Genomic DNA, 16,763 nt, shown 5'->3' with positions numbered 1-16,763 from the left:
TTCAGTCGCCCGCGGGGACCGGTTCCGGTTCCTGGTGCGCCGCCTGGGCCTTCTTCGCCTTGCGCTTCAGGATCAGCATGGACGTGAGGCCGATCCCCACCGCGAGGACCAGGCCCAGCCACGAGAAGCGCTTCAGCCAGGACTCGGCGACGACGCCGACGTAGTAGATGACGGCGGTGGTGCCGCCCGCCCAGAGGATGCCGCCGAGGACGTTGGCGATGAGGAACTTCCAGTACGGCATCCGCAGGACGCCCGCGAGGGGGCCGGCGAAGATGCGGAGCAGGGCGACGAAGCGGCCGAAGAAGACGGCCCACATGCCCCACTTCTCGAAGGACCGCTCGGCGGTGGCGATGTGCCCCTCGCTGAAGTGCTTGGGGAACTTCTTGCCGAGCCAGGCGAGCAGCGGGCGCCCGCCCTTGCGGCCGATGGCGTACCCGATGGAGTCGCCGACGATGGCGCCGAAGCTCGCGCACGCGCCGAGGATCACCGGGTTGATCCCCGCGTGCTGGGAGGACATGAGCGCCGCCGAGACCAGGATGATCTCGCCCGGCAGCGGGATGCCCAGGCTCTCCAGACCGATGACCAGCCCCACCACCGCGTAGACGGCGGCCGCGGGCACCGAGTCGAGCCACTCCTGGACGTGCACCGCCGGTTCCTCCCGATTTCGCGTCCCTGCATTCCGGGCGCGCGCCCGAGTGGGCGCACGCCCGGAAGCCTACCCGGTCATCGGGAGGCTCCGCGGTGTCCCGGAGCGCATCGGCGCCACCTCGCCTCGGCTCACCGTTCGTGCGAGCGACCCGGGACCGGACCGAGAAGCGTGGACACGTGGTGCGGAACGTCGAGCGTGGCCGGGAGTTGGCGCACGGTGTCCACCGGAGCAGGAAGCGCGATCGGCGGCAGAGCCGGGGGTGCGGCCGCAGGAATGTGGTGATCTGGTGTCTCACAGCAGGCCACTTGGGCGATGCGCGGCTCGTAGCCCGGTTGCGGCGGCGCGGGGCGCACAGGCGCGGGAGCCGCCCCGGGCGGCACGGGCAGGTCGGCCGGAGGTTCCGCCGAGGGGGTCACCTGCGGTCTGTCGCGCGGTTCGTCGCGCTGCCGCGATCCCGGATTCGCGTCCCGCTCTCCGTCAGCACCCCTGCCGGTGCCCGGCTCCAGGCGCCACCGCTGCTGCCGGGACCCGTCGCGCGCGGTGACGACGATGCTGGGGGGCGATCCGGCGCGTGCGGGAGCGACGATCAGCCCCTTGGTGTGGCGGAGCAGGAGTTCGCCGCGGACGGTGAGGTCGTAGGACACCGCCCCGGAGTGGACCAGGCAGCCGGCGAGGGTCACCGTCTTGCGGACGGCGTCGGAGTCGAGGCAGAGGGTGGGGTCGGCGGCGCTGCGCAGCAGTCCGTCCTCCTGGTACGACCACTGCTGCGACCCGGCGGAGGAGCACGCCACCAGCACCGCCGTCACGCCGGCCTCGGCCCGGCCGCCGCGCGCGTCGAGACAGAGGCCCTCGGTGAGGCTGCGCAACCGCCCGCGCGCGACCTCCTCCGACTGCCCCGCGACGGAGGCGGCGGAGGAGCCTGCCGGGGACGGCTCGTCGCTGGTGCTCGCACGGCCGGAGTTGCCGACCGGCGCTCCCCAGGTCATGCCGGGCCCGGGCGGGGCGCCGGTGTCCTCGGACCAGCCCTTGGCGACGAGGACGCTCGCGAGCAGGGCGAGCGTGCTCAGAGCGACCCCTACGAGGACGGCCTTGGGATGCCGGCGCGGTGTGTCGATCACGCGGGCGTGGGCGCTGCGGTGACGCCCGCCGCCGGGGCTCGCCGCCCCCGCGGGAACGGGCCCCGCCGGCCCGGTGGCGCGCCCGGGGCGCGAGTCGAGATAGCGGCGGGCGCCCCAGCCGAGCACCGTCTCCGCGAGCAACACCTCCAGGCCGCCGTCGAAGTGGCCGAGCTGTTCGGCGGCCCGGCGGCAGTACTGGCACTCCGTCAGATGCTTGCGCACATCGGGCAGCAGTTCCCCGCCGCGGCGCATGGCGACGTCGAGGAGTCGGTTGTAGTACCGGCATTCCGCGGTCGGCGCGAGTTCCCGGTGGGCGCGCACACAGCCCGCGCGGAATTGCTCCCGCGCCTGTTCCCGGGCTGCCGTCGCGGTGCCGCTGTCGACGCCCAGCAAACCGGCCGGTACGGATATGGGTTCGGCCTCGACCTCCGTGTGCCACAGCAGGCATTGCGAGGCTCCGGGAAGGGTCCGGAAAGCCCGTTCGGCGATCTGCCGCTTTTCGGGCGTCGCCCGACCGGAGGCACGCAGTCCGCGTCCGCCGACGGTTTTGCGCAGTTCCGGCAGGATCGTGGAAATGGCTTCGTCCCCGGCCCACTCGCGCACCGTCTCCCGTACGGCGACGAGCAGTTGTGGACGCAGCGCGCCGCTGACGGCGCCGCCCGCCGCCCGGCCGAGGACGCGGTTGAACGCGGTGGTGGCCACCATCCGGGCGGAGTCCTCGGCCGAGGCGAGGCAGACAACGGCGTAGTCGAAGGTCGCCCGCCAGTGCCGTGCCAGCAGCAGGGCGACCGCGCAGGCACCCGGGCCGCTGTCGGCGCCGCTCGCGCCCAGCTGGGCGAGGAGGTTGCGGTCGGAGTCCCCGGGGCTCCAGCCGGGGCGCGGCGGGTACGGCGGTCGTGGGGGGTTGGGGGACTGCACTGAACCATTTCCTTCCCGGCCGAAGGACGGAACACGGAATGCACGTCCTCGGAAAGCAGGGGCCTGATTGGTGCGTACCTATGGCCTGACCTGGCCCTCCCCGAAGGGAGGCTCACCTTCGCACATACGCCTCACAGGAAACAAGGAGTTCGAGTGACCCAAGTTCAAAACGCGGGAAATTCAGATATGTTACCGGCGGTATCCGCACCCGCATTCGAAATTTGTCGCCCGCGCTGCACCCAACTCGTGCAGGGAGAAAGGCGGATGGCACACGAAATCTCCAACTTGCGCCCCACGCACAGCGGACTCCCACGCGACTCCCGGCCCGCTCTCATCCCCGTGGGTCAGCATGACCCGCATGATCACCCCCCGCTCCGCAGCCACGCCCCCGTCCTCCCCCGCGGTCCGCAAGGCCGTCGTCCCGGCCGCCGGGCTCGGCACGCGCTTCCTGCCCGCCACGAAGGCGACACCGAAGGAGATGCTGCCGGTCGTCGACAAGCCGGCCATCCAGTACGTCGTCGAGGAGGCCGCGGCGGCCGGGCTGGACGACATCCTCATGGTCACCGGCCGGCACAAGCGGGCCATCGAGGACCACTTCGACCATGCCTTCGAGCTGGAGCAGGCGCTCGCAGCGAAGGGCGACACCGTACGGCTGGACGCGGTGCGCGACCCGGCCAGGCTCGCCGACATCCACCACATCCGGCAGGGCGACCCGCTGGGCCTCGGCCACGCGGTGCTGTGCGCCCGCCGGCACGTGGGCGACCAGCCGTTCGCCGTCCTCCTCGGGGACGACCTCATCGACCCGCGCGAGACGCTGCTGAGCCGGATGCTGGAGGTCCGCGAGCAGCATGCCGGCAGCGTGGTCGCACTGATGGAGGTCTCCCCGGAGCAGATCCACCTCTACGGCTGCGCCGCGGTGGAACCGAGCGCGGACGCGGGTGTCGTCCGCGTCACCGGACTCGTGGAGAAGCCGCCCCGCGAACACGCCCCGAGCTCCTACGCGGTCATCGGCCGCTACGTCCTCGACCCGGCCGTCTTCGGTGTCCTCGACCGCACTCCACCGGGGCGCGGCGGCGAGATTCAGCTCACCGACGCCCTCCAGGAACTCGCCACGCACGACATCGTCCACGGCGTGGTCTTCACGGGCCTGCGCTACGACACCGGCGACAAGGCCGACTACCTCCGCACGGTCGTCCGCCTCGCCTGCGAACGCCCCGACCTCGGCCCCGAGTTCATCGCCTGGCTCAAGGGCTTCGTCGCCGCCCTGGAGAGCCCCGGCCACGAAGACGGGGAGACGTTGGCAGCGTGAGGCACGGACGCCCCGTACCGGGCACGGCACCCGCCGGACCGGCCGGCCCCGCCGCCCGTTCCTCAGCCGTTGGGGCGGAGCGTCCAGGTCACCTTCATCTCGCCGGTGACGGCGCCGTCACCGCGACGGATCTCGATGGCCACCGGGAACTCGGGACGTTCGCCGGCGTCGAGTTGGGCGACGACCTCGGCGGCGGGGCGGCCGAGGGTGGCTGTGGCGGTGACCGCGCCCATCGCGAGCTTCTTGTAGGTGATCTCGGCACTGACAGCCAGCGGCACCGCCCGCGCGAGCTGGTCACCGAACGCGGCGAGCACGATCGCCCCGCTCGCGGACTCACCGAGCGTGAACATCGCACCGGCGTGCGGGCCGCCCACGTGGTTGTGGTAGTCGCCCTGGTCCGGCAGGGAGACCACGGCCCGGTCGGCGGAGGTCTCCAGGAACTCGAGGTTCAGGGTCCGAGCCATGGGCACCGTGGCGGCGAGCATCTCGCCGATGGACATCTGGTCTGCGCTCATGGCAGCTATGTTACCCGCGAGTAGCGGTGACTGGCCAGGGCGGTGTGATGATCCGCCGTATGATTTCCGCCCATGTGGCCAGGAGAGCAACCACCGGCCGGCGACCCGAATCAGCCGGCCCAGCAGCCGAATCCGTACCAGCAGCCCGGTTACCAGCAGCCCGGCCCGGACGCCCAGCAGCCCGGCCAGGGCTATGGGTACCCCCAGCAGCCCGGTCACGGCTACGGCTACCCCCAGCAGCCCGGCTATGGCTATCCCCAGCAGCCCGGCCCGGAGGCACAGCAACCCGGCTCCGGTTACGGCTACCCCCAGCCCGGCTCGGACGCGCAACATCCCGGCTACCAGCAGCAGCCCTTCGTCCAGCGGCCACCCGCCCCGTGGGAGTCCCCCGACTACGACTACGAGGACCCCGAGCGCCGTAGTCGCCGTATCAAAGTGATCGCGATCACATCGGCCGTGGTGGTCGTCGCGGCCGCCGCCGTGACCGGGGTCGTGTTCCTGGGGGGCAAGGACGACGACAAGGCCGCACCCGGCCCGACGGCTTCCCCCACCACCTCCAAGGCCTCCCCCTCGCCGTCCCCGTCCCGCAACCCCCTGAAGCCGACGATCGCCGGCTGGAAGGTCGTGGTGAACCCGGGCCTCGGCGTCGCCTTCGACGTGCCGGCCGACTGGGTGCCGCAGCCCAGGGACCACGTCACGTCCATCGCGGAGGACAAGGATCCGAAGCACAAGCCGCTGGTCGGCATGCGCGCTCCGGCCGTCCTGAAGTCGAAGTGGTGCATGCAGGACAAGAACAAGGACGGCAAGGTCGAGTACACGGCGCTGGCCGGCGCGGGCACCCGCGGCAACAACGGCGCGAAGAGCACCGCGCAGATCGCCGCACAGGACTCGGCGAACTGGGCCTACGGCGCCTACGCCCAGCCGGACCACAAGAACGTCAAGACCGGCCCGGTGACGTCCTTCACCACCGCCTCCGGCCTCAAGGGCAGCGTCGCCACCTCGCACGCGGTCCTCGTCACGGTGCGGGGCAAGTGCGACACCGCGGGCAAGGCCACGACGTTCGCCTTCAAGAACAAGTACGGCAGCTTCTCGTCCTGGTCGTTCTACGGCGCCGAGGGTGTCGAGGAGGAGGTCACGGACGCCACGGTCAAGAAGATCCTCAGCACGGTACGGGAGTTCAACCGGGTCCGCTCCGGCAAGGGGCGGTGACCTGCCCCTGTCCTGGACGGCACTATGGTTTCTCCGCATGTGGCCAGGACAGCAGCCGCCCGGGGGCGAGCAGAACCCGCAAGGGCAGAACCCGCAAGGGCAGAACAACCCGTACCAGCAGCCCGGATACCAGCAGCCGGGATACCAGCAGCCGAATCCGTACCAGCAGCCCGGCTTCCAGCAGCCCAACCCCTATGCGCAGCAGCAACCGCAGCCGCAGCAGCAACCGCAGTGGGGCGCGCCGACGCACGTGGGCGGGCCCCACCCGCCGCAGGGCGGAGGCGGTGGCGGCAACCGGACCAAGCTGATCGCGATCATCGCGGCCGCGGCCGTCGTCGTGGCCGCCGGTGTCACCGGCTTCCTGGTCCTGGGCGGCGACGAGGACACCCCCGCCAAGGCGGACGACAGCGCGAGCCCCTCCGCGTCGGCGTCACCGAGCGACACGGCCACGGGCTCGGGAACGGACGGCAACCCCCGGGGCGGTGACACCGAGAAGGCGACCGTCGCGGGCTGGAAGGTCGTGGTGAACCCCAGGCGGGGCATCGCCTTCGACGTGCCCGCCGACTGGGAGGTCCAGAAGGTCGGACTCAGCCAGGGCTTCGACCTGGAGGGCGTCGAGGACGACGCGATCATCATGTCGGCCACCGCCGAGCTCAAGTCGAAGTGGTGCACGGACGACGACGACAAGGACGGCAGGATCGACAAGACCCCGCTGGCCATGGTGGGCAGCAAGGGTGCCTCCGGCGCGAAGAACACGGACGAGATCGCGATCAACACCGCGCCCGTGTGGGTCTACGGCGGTTACACCCAGCCGGACAAGAAAAGCATCACCTTCCCCGAGAAGGCCACGCCCTACACGACCACCTCGGGCGTCAAGGGCAGTTACGCCTGGGCCCAGTCCAACAACACGCCCCAGAAGGGCAAGTGCGACAGCGACGGCAAGGCGATCACCTTCGGCTTCAAGAACTCCGCCGGTGACTACGTCTCGTGGAACCTGTACGGCGCCAAGGGCGTGAAGGACGAGCTGTCCAACGAGACGATCATGAAGATCCTCAGCACGGTCCGGCTGGCCGGAGAACCGACGGAGTGATCCGCCGGCGAGCGGTCCCGCCGGGCAAATCGTTTGGCACCTCGGCGCCCGGGCGGGGATAGTCGGCCGGTGACCTCAGCCGCCGACTCCCCCCGCCCCCCGCGCAGTTTCGGCTGGGCGGGGCGCAACTACAGCCTGCTGACCGCCGCGGCGGTCGTCACCAACCTCGGCAGCCACGGCTCCCTGATCGCCGCCGCGTTCGCCGTCCTCGACGCGGGTGGCGACGGCGGCGACGTGGGCCTGGTGGCCGCCGCCCGCACCCTGCCGCTGGTGCTGTTCCTGCTCATCGGCGGGGCGGTCGCGGACCGCCTGCCGCGCCACCGCGTGATGGTCGCGGCCAACGCCCTCAACTGCCTGTCCCAGGGAGCCTTCGCGACGCTCGTCCTGGCGGGCGAACCGCAACTGTGGCAGATGATGCTGCTGACCGCGCTCGGCGGCACCGGCCAGGCGTTCTTCAGCCCGGCCGCCGAGGGCATGCTGATGTCCTCGGTCGACGGGGAGCAGGCGGGCCGCGCGTTCGCCCTGTTCCGGATGGCGATGCAGGGAGCGGCCCTCGGCGGCGCTGCCCTGGGCGGCGCGCTGGTCGCCGCGATCGGCCCCGGCTGGGTGCTCGCGGCGGACGCCGCGGCCTTCGCCGTCGCCGGTGCCCTGCGCTCGTTCCTCGACGTGAGTCACATCCCGCCGCGCGAGCCGGGCGGCGGGATGCTCGCCGATCTGCGCGAGGGCTGGCGGGAGTTCGCGGGCCGTCCCTGGCTGTGGGGCATCGTCGTGCAGTTCTCGATCGCCAACGCGGTCGTCGGCGCCGCCGACGCGGTCTACGGCCCCCTGGTCGCCCGGGACCACCTGGGCGGAGCGGGCCCCTGGGGCCTGGCCCTGGCCTGCTTCGGAGCGGGCACGGTCGTCGGCGCGTTGCTGATGACCCGCTGGAAGCCCCGCCGCCTGCTCCTCGTCGGCACTCTCTGTGTCTTCCCGCTGGCCCTGCCGTCCGCCGCGCTCGCCGTCCCGGTGCCCGTCACCGTCCTGTGCGCCGTCATGGTCTTAACCGGCGTCACGGTGGAGGTGTTCGGCGTGTCCTGGATGACCGCCCTCCACCAGGAGATCCCGGAGGACAAGCTCTCCCGGGTCTCCGCCTACGACTGGTTCGGCTCCGTCGCCCTGGTCCCGCCGGCGACCGCGCTGGCGGGCCCGGCGGAGCTGGCGTTCGGGCGGACGTCGGCGCTGTGGGGCTGCTCGGCCCTGGTCGTGGTGGTCACGGCGGCGGTCCTGTGCGTGCCGGGCGTACGGAACCTGACCCGGCGGACCAAGCAGGTGGCGCTGAACGCGCCCGCCCCGGGCTCAGCCGATGCCGAACGCCCCGTCGGGGGGCTCGGGTGACGGTACGGCGTCCTCGTCGCGCACCGGCCGCGCCCCGCCGATGAACTCCCGCAGCTGCGGCCCGTACTCGACCCGGGCCGGGAAGGCGTCGGAGGCGGTGCGCCGGGCCAGGGCGGCCGTGTCGACGGGCCGGTGCGCCGCGACGAGCACCGCGTTGCCGAAGCGGCGCCCGCGCAGCACCCCTGGTTCGGCGATGAGCGCGAGCTCCGCGAACGCGGTACCCAGTGTGGCGAGCTGGGACCGCAGGAAGGCGAAGGGCGCCGAGTCCGGGAGGTTCGCCAGGTACACGCCCCCGGGGCGCAGCACCCGCTCGGCCTCCCGCGCGTAGGCGACCGACGTCAGATGCGCGGGGACCCGCGACCCGCCGAAGACGTCGGCCACCAGGACATCGGCCGAGTCGTCCGGCGCGGCCTCCAGCCACGCCCGCGCGTCCGCCGCGTGCAGCGTCACATCGGCGCCGTCGGGGAGCGGCAGATGCTCCCCGACCAGCTCCAGCAGCCCCTTGTCGGCCTCCACGACGTCCTGCCGCGACCCCGGCCGCGTCGCGGCGAGGTACCGAGGCAGCGTGAGCCCACCCCCGCCCAGGTGCAGCACGTCCAGCGGCTCCCCCGGCTCCGCCACGACATCCAGCACATGCCCGAGCCGACGCGCGTACTCGAACTCCAGATGCGCCGGCTCGTCGAGGTCCACATACGACTGCGGCGCCCCGTCGACGGTGAGCAGCCAGGCCCGCTCCCGATCGACATCGGGCATGAGCTTGGCGGTACCGAAATCAACGGCACGGAAGACGGGAAGGGACTCGTTCACCATTTCATTGTGCCTGGATGCAGCGCCCGAAAGGGGCGCGGGGAACTGCGCGACCAGCCACAACGGTCCCGCAGCCCCCCGCGCACATCAGCCACCCTCACAGAACAGCCGTCACGGTCCCCGCCCCCACAGTGCGACCGCCTTCACGAATGGCGAACCCGAGCCCCGCCTCGATCGGCATCTCACGCCCCAACTCCACGGTCATGACAACCGTCTCCCCGGGCCGCGCGAGAGCCGCCTCCCCCAGGTCGATGTCACCGACCACATCCGCAGTCCGGATGTAGAACTGCGGCCGGTACCCGGTGGTGACCGGCGTGGAACGCCCGCCCTCCCCCGTGGACAGCACATACACCTGCGCCGTGAACCGACGACTCGGACTCACACTCCCCGGCGCGACCACGACATGCCCGCGCCGCACCACGTCCCGCGCCACCCCTCTCAACAGCAGCGCCACACTGTCCCCGGCCTGCGCCTCCTCCATCGGCTTTCCGAAGGTCTCGAGCCCGGTCACCACCGTCTCGACGCCCGCACCGAGCACCTCGACCTTGTCACCGACCCGGACCGTCCCCCTCTCCACCGCACCGGTCACCACGGTCCCGCGCCCCGTGATGGTCAGCACGTTCTCCACCGGCAACAGGAAGGGCGCGTCGAGATACCGCTCGGGCATCGGCACATACGTGTCCACCGCGTCGAGCAGCGCGTCGATCGACGCCGTCCAGCGCGGGTCGCCCTCCAGGGCCTTGAGCCCCGAGACCCGTACGACGGGCGCGGAGTCACCGCCGTAGCCGTGCGCGGTGAGCAGGTCGCGGACCTCCAGCTCGACGAGGTCGGTGAGTTCTTCGTCACCCGCGTCGGCCTTGTTGAGGGCGACGACGATGTGGTCGACGCCCACCTGCCGGGCCAGCAGGACGTGTTCGGCGGTCTGCGGCATGATCCCGTCGAGCGCGGAGACGACGAGGATCGCCCCGTCGAGCTGCGCGGCGCCGGTGACCATGTTCTTGACGTAGTCGGCGTGACCCGGCATGTCGACGTGCGCGTAGTGCCGGGTGTCGGTCTCGTACTCGACGTGCGCGATGTTGATGGTGATGCCGCGGGCGGCCTCCTCGGGGGCGCGGTCGATACGCTCGAACGGTACGAAGGCGGAGGAGCCCCGCTCGGCGAGGACCCTGGTGATGGCGGCGGTCAGGGTGGTCTTGCCGTGGTCGACATGACCCATCGTGCCGATGTTGAGGTGCGGTTTGGTGCGTACGTACGCGGTCTTGGGCATGGCTCTACCTCGAAGCGTGTCCGTGTGAAGTGGGGACCCCGAGGAACCGGCCGACCCTCCCCCTGCGGGGTCCGCCGGACGATCCGGGGAGGGTCAGCTTCGGGCGCCGTCGACAGCGGCCGCGAAAAAGGGAACGGCAGCCTTCGGCGCGTCCGCGACGGCGGATGCTGCGAGGAGGAAGGCGTACCGGAACATGACGTCGATCATCGTCGGCCGCACGCGCCACGTCGAATGCTTTTCGGGGCGGTCGGGGCGACGGGAAACGGGCGTTCCGTGACGAGCGTGAGACGAACCATACGGCGATCACACACATATGTCGGTTAGGGTCGCCGGATGCTCGATGCCACCACCCGCTCTGGCGGCACCGCTACGGTCACTCCCCGGGCCGTCGCCACACCCGCGCCCGTAGCCGTAGCCGCAGCCACACGACCGGCACCCGCCGGCCTCGCCGCGCGCTGCAAGAGAGCCCTGCTCTCGCCGTGGGCCCGCTTCTCGCTGCTGCTCGCGCTGCTGGTCGGCGCCGCGTGCACCGTGCTGCTCTTCGAACCGCAGAGAGTGCTGTCGGACGGCTGGCCACCGCAGTTGGGCGGTGCCGCGGCGGCCGTGGTGTTCGCCGCGGCGTACGGGCTGTGCACCGTGGCGTTCGTACCGCGGCCGCTGCTGAACCTGGCCGGGGGCGCGCTGTTCGGCTCGCAGCTCGGACTGGGTGCCGCGCTCACGGGCACGGTGCTCGGGGCGGGGCTGGCCTTCGGCCTGGGCCGGATCCTCGGGCAGGACGCGCTCCGGCCGCTGCTGCGGGGGCGCTGGCTCAAGGCCGCGGACGGGCAGTTGAGCCGACACGGCTTCCGGTCGATGCTGGTGGCGCGGCTGTTCCCCGGTGTGCCGTTCTGGGCCGCGAACTACTGCGCGGCGGTCTCCCGGATGAACTGGCCCTCGTTCCTGCTCGCGACGGCACTCGGGTCGATCCCGAACACCGCCGCGTACGTCGTCGCCGGCGCCCGTGCGGCCACGCCGACGTCCCCCGCCTTCCTGATCGCGATGGCCTGTATCGCCCTACCGGCGCTGGTGGGCGCGGTGGTGGCGTGGCGCAAGCGCCACCGGCTGCGCCTGCGCTAACGGCTCGTCACGAGGTCTACGAGGGTCTACGAGGGCTGCGCCGCTTCGAGAACCATCGCGTCGGCCGGCACCCTCGTAGACCTCGCGGAGCTGCGTCACCCGCCGCCCGTCACGTACGGTGCGTCACACCCCCGTCACCCAAGTGGCCCCTGTTCCCGGCTTGTCACACCGGACCGCTACGCTGCCCTTCGACACCCCGCGATCACCGCACGCGGCGGCCCGGTGTGTCCATCGCCCTTTCCACGATCGGCACTTGGACTCCGTAACTTCATGTCTTGGTTTGAATCCCTCATCCTCGGACTCGTCCAGGGGTTGACCGAGTTCCTGCCGGTCTCCTCCAGCGCGCACCTGCGGCTGACCGCCGCCTTCTCGGGCTGGAAGGACCCGGGTGCCGCCTTCACGGCGATCACCCAGATCGGTACCGAGGCCGCGGTGCTGATCTACTTCCGCAAGGACATCGGCCGCATCATCTCGGCGTGGACCCGCTCGTTGTTCAACAAGGAGATGCGCGGTGACCACGACGCCCAGATGGGCTGGCTGGTGATCGTCGGCTCGATCCCGATCGGTGTGCTCGGCGTGACGCTGAAGGACCAGATCGAGGGCCCCTTCCGGGATCTGCGGATCACCGCCACGATGCTGATCGTCGTGGGCATCGTCATAGGCATCGCCGACCGGCTGGCCGCGCGCGACGAGACGGGCGGCAAGCACCGGGCACCCAAGCAGCGCAAGACGCTGGAGAACCTCGGTGTGCGGGACGGCCTGATCTTCGGCCTGTGCCAGGCCTGCGCCCTCATCCCGGGCGTCTCCCGCTCCGGCGCCACCATCAGCGGCGGCCTCTTCATGGGCTACCGGCGTGAGGCCGCGGCCCGTTACTCCTTCCTGCTCGCCATCCCGGCCGTCCTGGCGTCGGGCGTCTTCGAGCTCAAGGACGCGATGGAGAGCGACCATGTGTCATGGGGGCCGACGATCTTCGCCACGGTGATCGCGTTCGTCTCCGGATACGCCGTTATCGCCTGGTTCATGAAGTTCATCTCCAACAAGAGCTTCATGCCGTTCGTCTGGTACCGCATCGCGCTCGGCATCGTGATCATCGCCCTGGTGGCGACAGGTTCGCTGAGCCCGCACGCGGCCGAGTCGTCGGGCTGACGCGCCCTTCCCGATCGACTGATCCCCCGGGACACCGCCCACCGTCGCTCCGTCGGCCCGTGACCAACCCCATACGGCACGCGTAGCCACGCGGTAGCGTACGGTCAGTGATTGCCCCTACGCTTGTTCGCATGTCCCCCGAATCCGTCGCCCCTGGTTCCGTGCGGTCTCCTGAAGAAGTGAACGAGCAGATCCGCGCCCTCTGGCGGCGCGCGGGCGGCTCCCTCTCGGCCCAGGAGCGCGTGGAGTACGAGCTGTTGGTGGTGGAGTGGGCCGCGGCGATCCGCAGTGCGGTCATCGCGGCGGCCTGAGTCTCACCGCCCGCCGGAGACCCTCAGCACCGCCCCCGTCGTGTACGAGGCGTCCGGTGACATGAGCCAGGCCACGGCGGCCGCGACCTCCTCGGCCTGCCCGGGACGGCGCAGGGGAATCGCGGCGGAGGCCCGGTGTGCGCGGTCCGGGTCACCCATCGCCGCGTGCATCTCGGTGTCGATCATGCCGGGGGCGACCGCGTTGACGCGGATACCGTCCGGGCCGAGCTCCTTGGCGAGACCCAGGGTGAGGGCGTCGACGGCGGCCTTGGTCGCCGCGTAGTGGACGTAGTCGCCCGGGCTGCCGAGCGTGGCGGCCGCCGAGGAGACGTTGACGATCACACCCTCGCCGCGGGGCGCCATGAGCTGGGCGGCGCGCCGCGCACACAGCAGCGTGCCGAGCAGGTTGACGTCGACGACACGCCGCAGATCGGCCGTGTCGGTGTCCGCGAGGCGCCCGAGCGGTCCGGTGACGCCGGCGTTGTTCACCAGCCCGGTCACCGCCCCCACCTCTTCTTCCGCCGTGCCGAAGAGTCGTTCCACGTCCGCCTCCACGGACGTGTCCACCCGCACGGTGACACACCGTCCGCCGACCCCGCGCACCCCCTCGGCGACCTCCTCGGCAGCCGCGAGATCCCGGACGTAGCCCACCACCACGTCATGCCCGTCCGCCGCGAGACGCAGGCAGGTCGCAGCTCCGATACCCCGGCTGCCACCGGTGACAACAGTGACGGGACGCGTCACACGGGCCTCCTGATCTCTTGGGCCGACGACTCCGGCAGTCGACCTCTGACAGGGGGTCAAGGTCAAGTCGGCACCCCAAGCCTGCGGTGATCCGACAGCGGGCGATCTAAGGAAGTCCAATGTCCCGCACGGCACTTGGCTTCGTGCGGCGCAGGGCCAACACTCGGGCCATGACGCAGCGCGTGGAGCTCGCTACCGTGATGGACCGGCTGGCCGTGGACGGGGTGATCACCGACTACGCGGTGGCCGTCGACGACGGGGACTGGGAGGCGTACCGGGGGCTCTTCACCCCGGACGGGCGGGCGGACTACCGCTCGGCCGGTGGCATCGAGGGGGACGCGGGGAAGGTGGCCGCGTGGCTGGCGGAGAGCATGCTGCTGTTCCCGATGCGCCAGCATCTGATCGTGAACCGGAGGGTGCGCTTCGGGATGCTGGAACGGGACACCGGGGACACTGCCCTGGTCCGGGCGGACTACGTCAATCCGATGCGGTTCGCCGCCACGGGTGACGCCCCCGCCACTCCCGACACCGCCGCGCCCGCCCCCGCCGCCCCCGACTTCATCTGCGGCGGCCGCTACGCCTTCGGACTACGCCGCACGGACGACGGATGGCGGCTGAACGAGGTGATCGTCCAGGAGAAGTGGCGCAGCCTGCCGGCCCGGCCCGCGGCACCCGTGGCCGACTGAGTCGACATCGCTGTCCCGGCCGGAATCACGGGGCCGAATGTCGTAGATCGTCTGCAGGGCGCACACTGAAGCCACCGCTGGGTAGAAGAGACGGTATATGAAGACGTTCGACCACTGGCTCACTTCCTCGTGGCGGCGCTCGACCGTCGCCGCGCTGTCCGGCGCCCTGCCCGTCCTCGCCTTTCCCGCCCCGTCCCTGTGGTGGCTCGCCCCCGTGGCCCTGGTGCCATGGATCCTGCTCACCCGAACGGCCCCGACCTGGCGCCGGGCGGCGTACGACGGCTGGTGGGGCGGGGCCGGCTTCATGCTGGCCATGCACCACTGGCTGATGCCGTTCCTGCACGTGTTCACGCTCGTCATCGCGGTGCTGCTCGGCGCCCTGTGGGCCCCGTGGGGCGTGCTCGTACGCCGCTTCCTGGGCGGCAGGCCCTCACACGCACGGACGGCCGCCGCCCTGTTCGTGCTGCCGTCGGGCTGGCTCGCCGTCGAACTCGTCCGCTCCTGGCAGGGGCTCGGCGGCCCATGGGGCATGCTGGGCTCCAGCCAGTGGCAGACGGAGCCAGCGCTGCGGCTGGCCTCGGTCGGCGGGGTGTGGCTGCTGAGCTTCCTGCTGGTGGCCGTCAACGTGGCCGTCGCCGTGCTGATCGCGGTGCGCGAGTCCCGGGTACCCGCCGTGGCCGGCCTGGTCGCCACGGCCGCCGCGACCTCGGCCGCCTGGGCGTGGTCACCGCGCCCCGACGTCGACGGCCACGCCCGCGTCGCCGTGGTCCAGGCCGGTGTCCTCGACGGCGCCGACCCCCGCTTCGACCGCGAGGAACGGCTGACCCGCGAACTCGCCGGACGCGACGTCGACCTGATCGTCTGGGGCGAGAGCAGCGTCGGCTACGACCTGGAGGACCGGCCGGACCTGGCCCGCCGCATCGCGGCCCTGTCCCGCGAGACCGGCGCGGACATCCTCGTCAACGTCGACGCCCGCCGCTCCGACCGGCCCGGCATCTACAAGAGCTCCATCCTCGTCGGCCCCGGCGGCCTCACCCGCGACCGCTACGACAAGATGCGGCTGGTCCCCTTCGGCGAGTACGTCCCGGCCCGCTCACTGCTGGGCTGGGCGACCTCCGTCGGCAAGGCGGCCGGCGAGGACCGCAGGCGCGGCAGTGAGCAGGTGGTGATGGACGCGGGGCGCGGGCTGCGCGTCGGTCCCATGGTCTGCTTCGAGACGGCGTTCCCCGACATGACCCGCCACCTCGCCGAGGGTGACGCCGACGTCCTGGTGGGGCAGTCGTCCACGTCGACGTTCCAGCACAGCTGGGCCCCCGAGCAGCACGCCTCGCTGGCCGCGCTGCGTGCCGCGGAGACCGGCCGCCCGATGGTGCACGCCACCCTGACGGGTGTCTCCGCCGCCTATGGTCCGAGCGGGCAGCGCATCGGCTCCTGGCTGGGCACGGACGTGAGCGAGAGCGCCGTCTACGATGTGCCACTGGCCGACGGTGTCACCCCTTACGTCCGCTTCGGTGACTGGCCGGCGCACGCGGCCCTGCTGGTGCTCGCCGCCATGGTCCTGCTGGAGGGCGGACGGGCGGTCAGGACGCGCCGGCGCGCTCCCGAACCGCACGCACGACCCGCTCGCACAGCTCATGAGTCTCCAGTGCGTCCCGGGCGCTGAGCACCTTGCCCGCGCGCACGGCGTCCAGGAAGGCCAGCGCGGCCTGCTCGATGCCGCGCTGGCGGGCCACCGGCACCCAGTCGCCGCGCCGCCGCAGGGTCGGCTGGCCCTTGTGGTCGATCACCTCGGCGAGGTTGAGCACCTGCCGCTTGGTGTCCTGCCCGGACACCTCCAGAGTTTCCTCGGCCGAGCCGCTGAGCCGGTTCATCACGCCGAGCGCGGTGAACCCGTGCCCGGAGAGCTGGAGCACGACGTGGTGCAGCAGCCCGCCTTCGACGCGGGCGCGCACGGTCACGTCGTCGACCGGCCCGGGCACCAGGAAGCGCAGGGTGTCGACGACGTGGATGAAGTCGTCGAGGATCATCGCGCGCGGTTCCTCCGGCAGCCCGACGCGGTTCTTCTGCATGAGGATCAGCTCGCGCGGGTGGTCGGCGCACTGCGCGTAGGCCGGGGCATGACGCCGGTTGAAACCGACGGCGAGGGCAACACCACGCTCCTCGGCGAGCGTCACCAGCCGCTGGGAGTCGGCGAGTTCGTACGCGAGGGGCTTGTCGACGTACGTCGGTACGCCAGCCTCCAGCAGTCTGCCGACGATCTCGGGGTGGGCCGCGGTCGGCGCGTGCACGAACGCGGCGTCGAGGTCCTGGGCCAGCAGGGAGTCGAGGTCCCGGTGCCGCTGCGATTCGGGCAGATGCAGACCGTCGGCGACCCGGACGAGGGTCGCCGGGGTCCGGGTCTGCAGGTGCAGCGTGATCCCCGGCTGCACGCCGAGCACCGGCAGATACGCCTTCTGAGCGATGTCACCGAGCCCGATGCACCCGACCTTCATGGGGTTCCCTCC

16 protein-coding genes are annotated in these 16,763 nt (G+C 71.6%); 9 read left to right on the top strand and 7 right to left on the bottom strand.

Going from position 1 to position 16,763, the window contains the following annotated elements; translation table 11 throughout:
- Position 1 precedes the first annotated feature (1 nt).
- Both IG99_RS11295 and IG99_RS11290 read right to left on the bottom strand, forming a co-directional pair.
- The gene (locus tag IG99_RS11295; RefSeq protein WP_037672463.1) at positions 2-646 is read right to left on the bottom strand and encodes a DedA family protein; all 645 of its coding nucleotides are present in this window, start codon (positions 644-646) and stop codon (positions 2-4) included.
- Positions 647-777: 131 nt separating this feature from the next.
- Entirely contained in the window at positions 778-2,685 is a 1,908-nt protein-coding gene (locus IG99_RS11290; protein WP_078947654.1) for an RICIN domain-containing protein, read from the bottom strand.
- Between the two features lie 358 nt (positions 2,686-3,043).
- On the opposite strand from IG99_RS11290, the gene galU reads away from it, so the two are divergent.
- The gene (gene galU / locus IG99_RS11285; RefSeq protein WP_037672460.1) at positions 3,044-3,994 is read left to right on the top strand and encodes a UTP--glucose-1-phosphate uridylyltransferase GalU; all 951 of its coding nucleotides are present in this window, start codon (positions 3,044-3,046) and stop codon (positions 3,992-3,994) included.
- Positions 3,995-4,056: 62 nt separating this feature from the next.
- Here galU and IG99_RS11280 read toward each other — a convergent pair whose 3' ends face one another.
- Positions 4,057-4,494, bottom strand: coding sequence for a DUF4442 domain-containing protein (locus IG99_RS11280; RefSeq protein WP_037672457.1), 438 nt, complete (start codon positions 4,492-4,494; stop codon positions 4,057-4,059).
- Between the two features lie 87 nt (positions 4,495-4,581).
- On the opposite strand from IG99_RS11280, the gene IG99_RS11275 reads away from it, so the two are divergent.
- From IG99_RS11275 to IG99_RS11265, 3 genes are all read left to right on the top strand, one after another.
- Positions 4,582-5,718, top strand: coding sequence for a hypothetical protein (locus IG99_RS11275; protein ID WP_037672456.1), 1,137 nt, complete (start codon positions 4,582-4,584; stop codon positions 5,716-5,718).
- 37 nt (positions 5,719-5,755) lie between these two features.
- The gene (locus IG99_RS11270) at positions 5,756-6,808 is read left to right on the top strand and encodes a hypothetical protein (RefSeq protein WP_037672454.1); all 1,053 of its coding nucleotides are present in this window, start codon (positions 5,756-5,758) and stop codon (positions 6,806-6,808) included.
- A gap of 69 nt (positions 6,809-6,877) precedes the next feature.
- A complete protein-coding gene (locus IG99_RS11265) occupies positions 6,878-8,182 on the top strand; it encodes an MFS transporter (RefSeq protein WP_037672452.1) in 1,305 nt (434 codons plus the stop codon).
- Here IG99_RS11265 and IG99_RS11260 read toward each other — a convergent pair.
- Together IG99_RS11260 and tuf are read right to left on the bottom strand one after the other, a co-directional pair.
- Positions 8,144-8,989: a spermidine synthase gene (locus IG99_RS11260; RefSeq protein WP_037672938.1), complete on the bottom strand. Its 846-nt coding sequence runs from the start codon at positions 8,987-8,989 to the stop codon at positions 8,144-8,146. The two genes, IG99_RS11265 and IG99_RS11260, sit on opposite strands and share 39 nt — an antisense overlap.
- 97 nt (positions 8,990-9,086) lie before the next feature.
- On the bottom strand, positions 9,087-10,256 hold the full coding sequence (tuf, locus tag IG99_RS11255) for an elongation factor Tu (RefSeq protein WP_037672449.1): 1,170 nt from the start codon (positions 10,254-10,256) through the stop codon (positions 9,087-9,089).
- Positions 10,257-10,589: 333 nt separating this feature from the next.
- Between tuf and IG99_RS11250 the strand changes: the two genes are divergently transcribed.
- The 3 genes from IG99_RS11250 to IG99_RS11240 all read left to right on the top strand — a co-directional run bounded on the left by IG99_RS11250 (position 10,590) and on the right by IG99_RS11240 (position 12,829).
- A complete protein-coding gene (locus IG99_RS11250) occupies positions 10,590-11,372 on the top strand; it encodes a TVP38/TMEM64 family protein (RefSeq protein ID WP_037672443.1) in 783 nt (260 codons plus the stop codon).
- Between the two features lie 270 nt (positions 11,373-11,642).
- Complete coding sequence (locus IG99_RS11245; RefSeq protein WP_037672441.1) at positions 11,643-12,518, top strand: undecaprenyl-diphosphate phosphatase; 876 nt, start codon at positions 11,643-11,645, stop codon at positions 12,516-12,518.
- A 131-nt stretch (positions 12,519-12,649) separates the two neighbouring features.
- Positions 12,650-12,829 carry a hypothetical protein gene (locus tag IG99_RS11240; protein ID WP_037672439.1) on the top strand — a complete coding sequence of 60 codons (180 nt, stop codon included), beginning with the start codon at positions 12,650-12,652 and terminating at the stop codon, positions 12,827-12,829.
- A 3-nt stretch (positions 12,830-12,832) separates the two neighbouring features.
- Here IG99_RS11240 and IG99_RS11235 read toward each other — a convergent pair whose 3' ends face one another.
- Complete coding sequence (locus IG99_RS11235) at positions 12,833-13,573, bottom strand: glucose 1-dehydrogenase (RefSeq protein WP_037672437.1); 741 nt, start codon at positions 13,571-13,573, stop codon at positions 12,833-12,835.
- 170 nt (positions 13,574-13,743) lie between these two features.
- Between IG99_RS11235 and IG99_RS11230 the strand changes: the two genes are divergently transcribed.
- The gene (locus tag IG99_RS11230) at positions 13,744-14,259 is read left to right on the top strand and encodes a nuclear transport factor 2 family protein (RefSeq protein ID WP_037672935.1); all 516 of its coding nucleotides are present in this window, start codon (positions 13,744-13,746) and stop codon (positions 14,257-14,259) included.
- A 97-nt stretch (positions 14,260-14,356) separates the two neighbouring features.
- Entirely contained in the window at positions 14,357-15,922 is a 1,566-nt protein-coding gene (lnt, locus tag IG99_RS11225) for an apolipoprotein N-acyltransferase (protein ID WP_037672435.1), read from the top strand.
- Here the strand turns inward: lnt and IG99_RS11220 are convergent.
- Positions 15,840-16,751 carry a Gfo/Idh/MocA family protein gene (locus IG99_RS11220; RefSeq protein WP_037672433.1) on the bottom strand — a complete coding sequence of 304 codons (912 nt, stop codon included), beginning with the start codon at positions 16,749-16,751 and terminating at the stop codon, positions 15,840-15,842. The genes lnt and IG99_RS11220 overlap by 83 nt on opposite strands.
- Positions 16,752-16,763: the final 12 nt, after the last annotated feature.

Origin of the sequence: Streptomyces griseus subsp. griseus (assembly GCF_000720255.1) — a bacterium.
In the GTDB taxonomy this organism is placed as follows: Bacteria; Actinomycetota; Actinomycetes; order Streptomycetales; family Streptomycetaceae; genus Streptomyces; species Streptomyces griseus_I.
This window is presented reverse-complemented; position numbering and strand designations above follow the sequence as displayed.

What these genes read in the sequence shown, in the direction of transcription:
- galU (WP_037672460.1), top strand. Translation starts at nt 3,044, where the DNA reads ATGATCACCCCCCGCTCCGCAGCCACGCCCCCGTCCTCCCCCGCGGTC.
- IG99_RS11280 (WP_037672457.1), bottom strand. Translation starts at nt 4,494, where the DNA reads ATGTCCATCGGCGAGATGCTCGCCGCCACGGTGCCCATGGCTCGGACC.
- IG99_RS11275 (WP_037672456.1), top strand. Translation starts at nt 4,582, where the DNA reads ATGTGGCCAGGAGAGCAACCACCGGCCGGCGACCCGAATCAGCCGGCC.
- IG99_RS11270 (WP_037672454.1), top strand. Translation starts at nt 5,756, where the DNA reads ATGTGGCCAGGACAGCAGCCGCCCGGGGGCGAGCAGAACCCGCAAGGG.
- tuf (WP_037672449.1), bottom strand. Translation starts at nt 10,256, where the DNA reads ATGCCCAAGACCGCGTACGTACGCACCAAACCGCACCTCAACATCGGC.
- IG99_RS11250 (WP_037672443.1), top strand. Translation starts at nt 10,590, where the DNA reads ATGCTCGATGCCACCACCCGCTCTGGCGGCACCGCTACGGTCACTCCC.
- IG99_RS11245 (WP_037672441.1), top strand. Translation starts at nt 11,643, where the DNA reads ATGTCTTGGTTTGAATCCCTCATCCTCGGACTCGTCCAGGGGTTGACC.
- IG99_RS11240 (WP_037672439.1), top strand. Translation starts at nt 12,650, where the DNA reads ATGTCCCCCGAATCCGTCGCCCCTGGTTCCGTGCGGTCTCCTGAAGAA.
- IG99_RS11230 (WP_037672935.1), top strand. Translation starts at nt 13,744, where the DNA reads ATGACGCAGCGCGTGGAGCTCGCTACCGTGATGGACCGGCTGGCCGTG.
- lnt (WP_037672435.1), top strand. Translation starts at nt 14,357, where the DNA reads ATGAAGACGTTCGACCACTGGCTCACTTCCTCGTGGCGGCGCTCGACC.
- IG99_RS11220 (WP_037672433.1), bottom strand. Translation starts at nt 16,751, where the DNA reads ATGAAGGTCGGGTGCATCGGGCTCGGTGACATCGCTCAGAAGGCGTAT.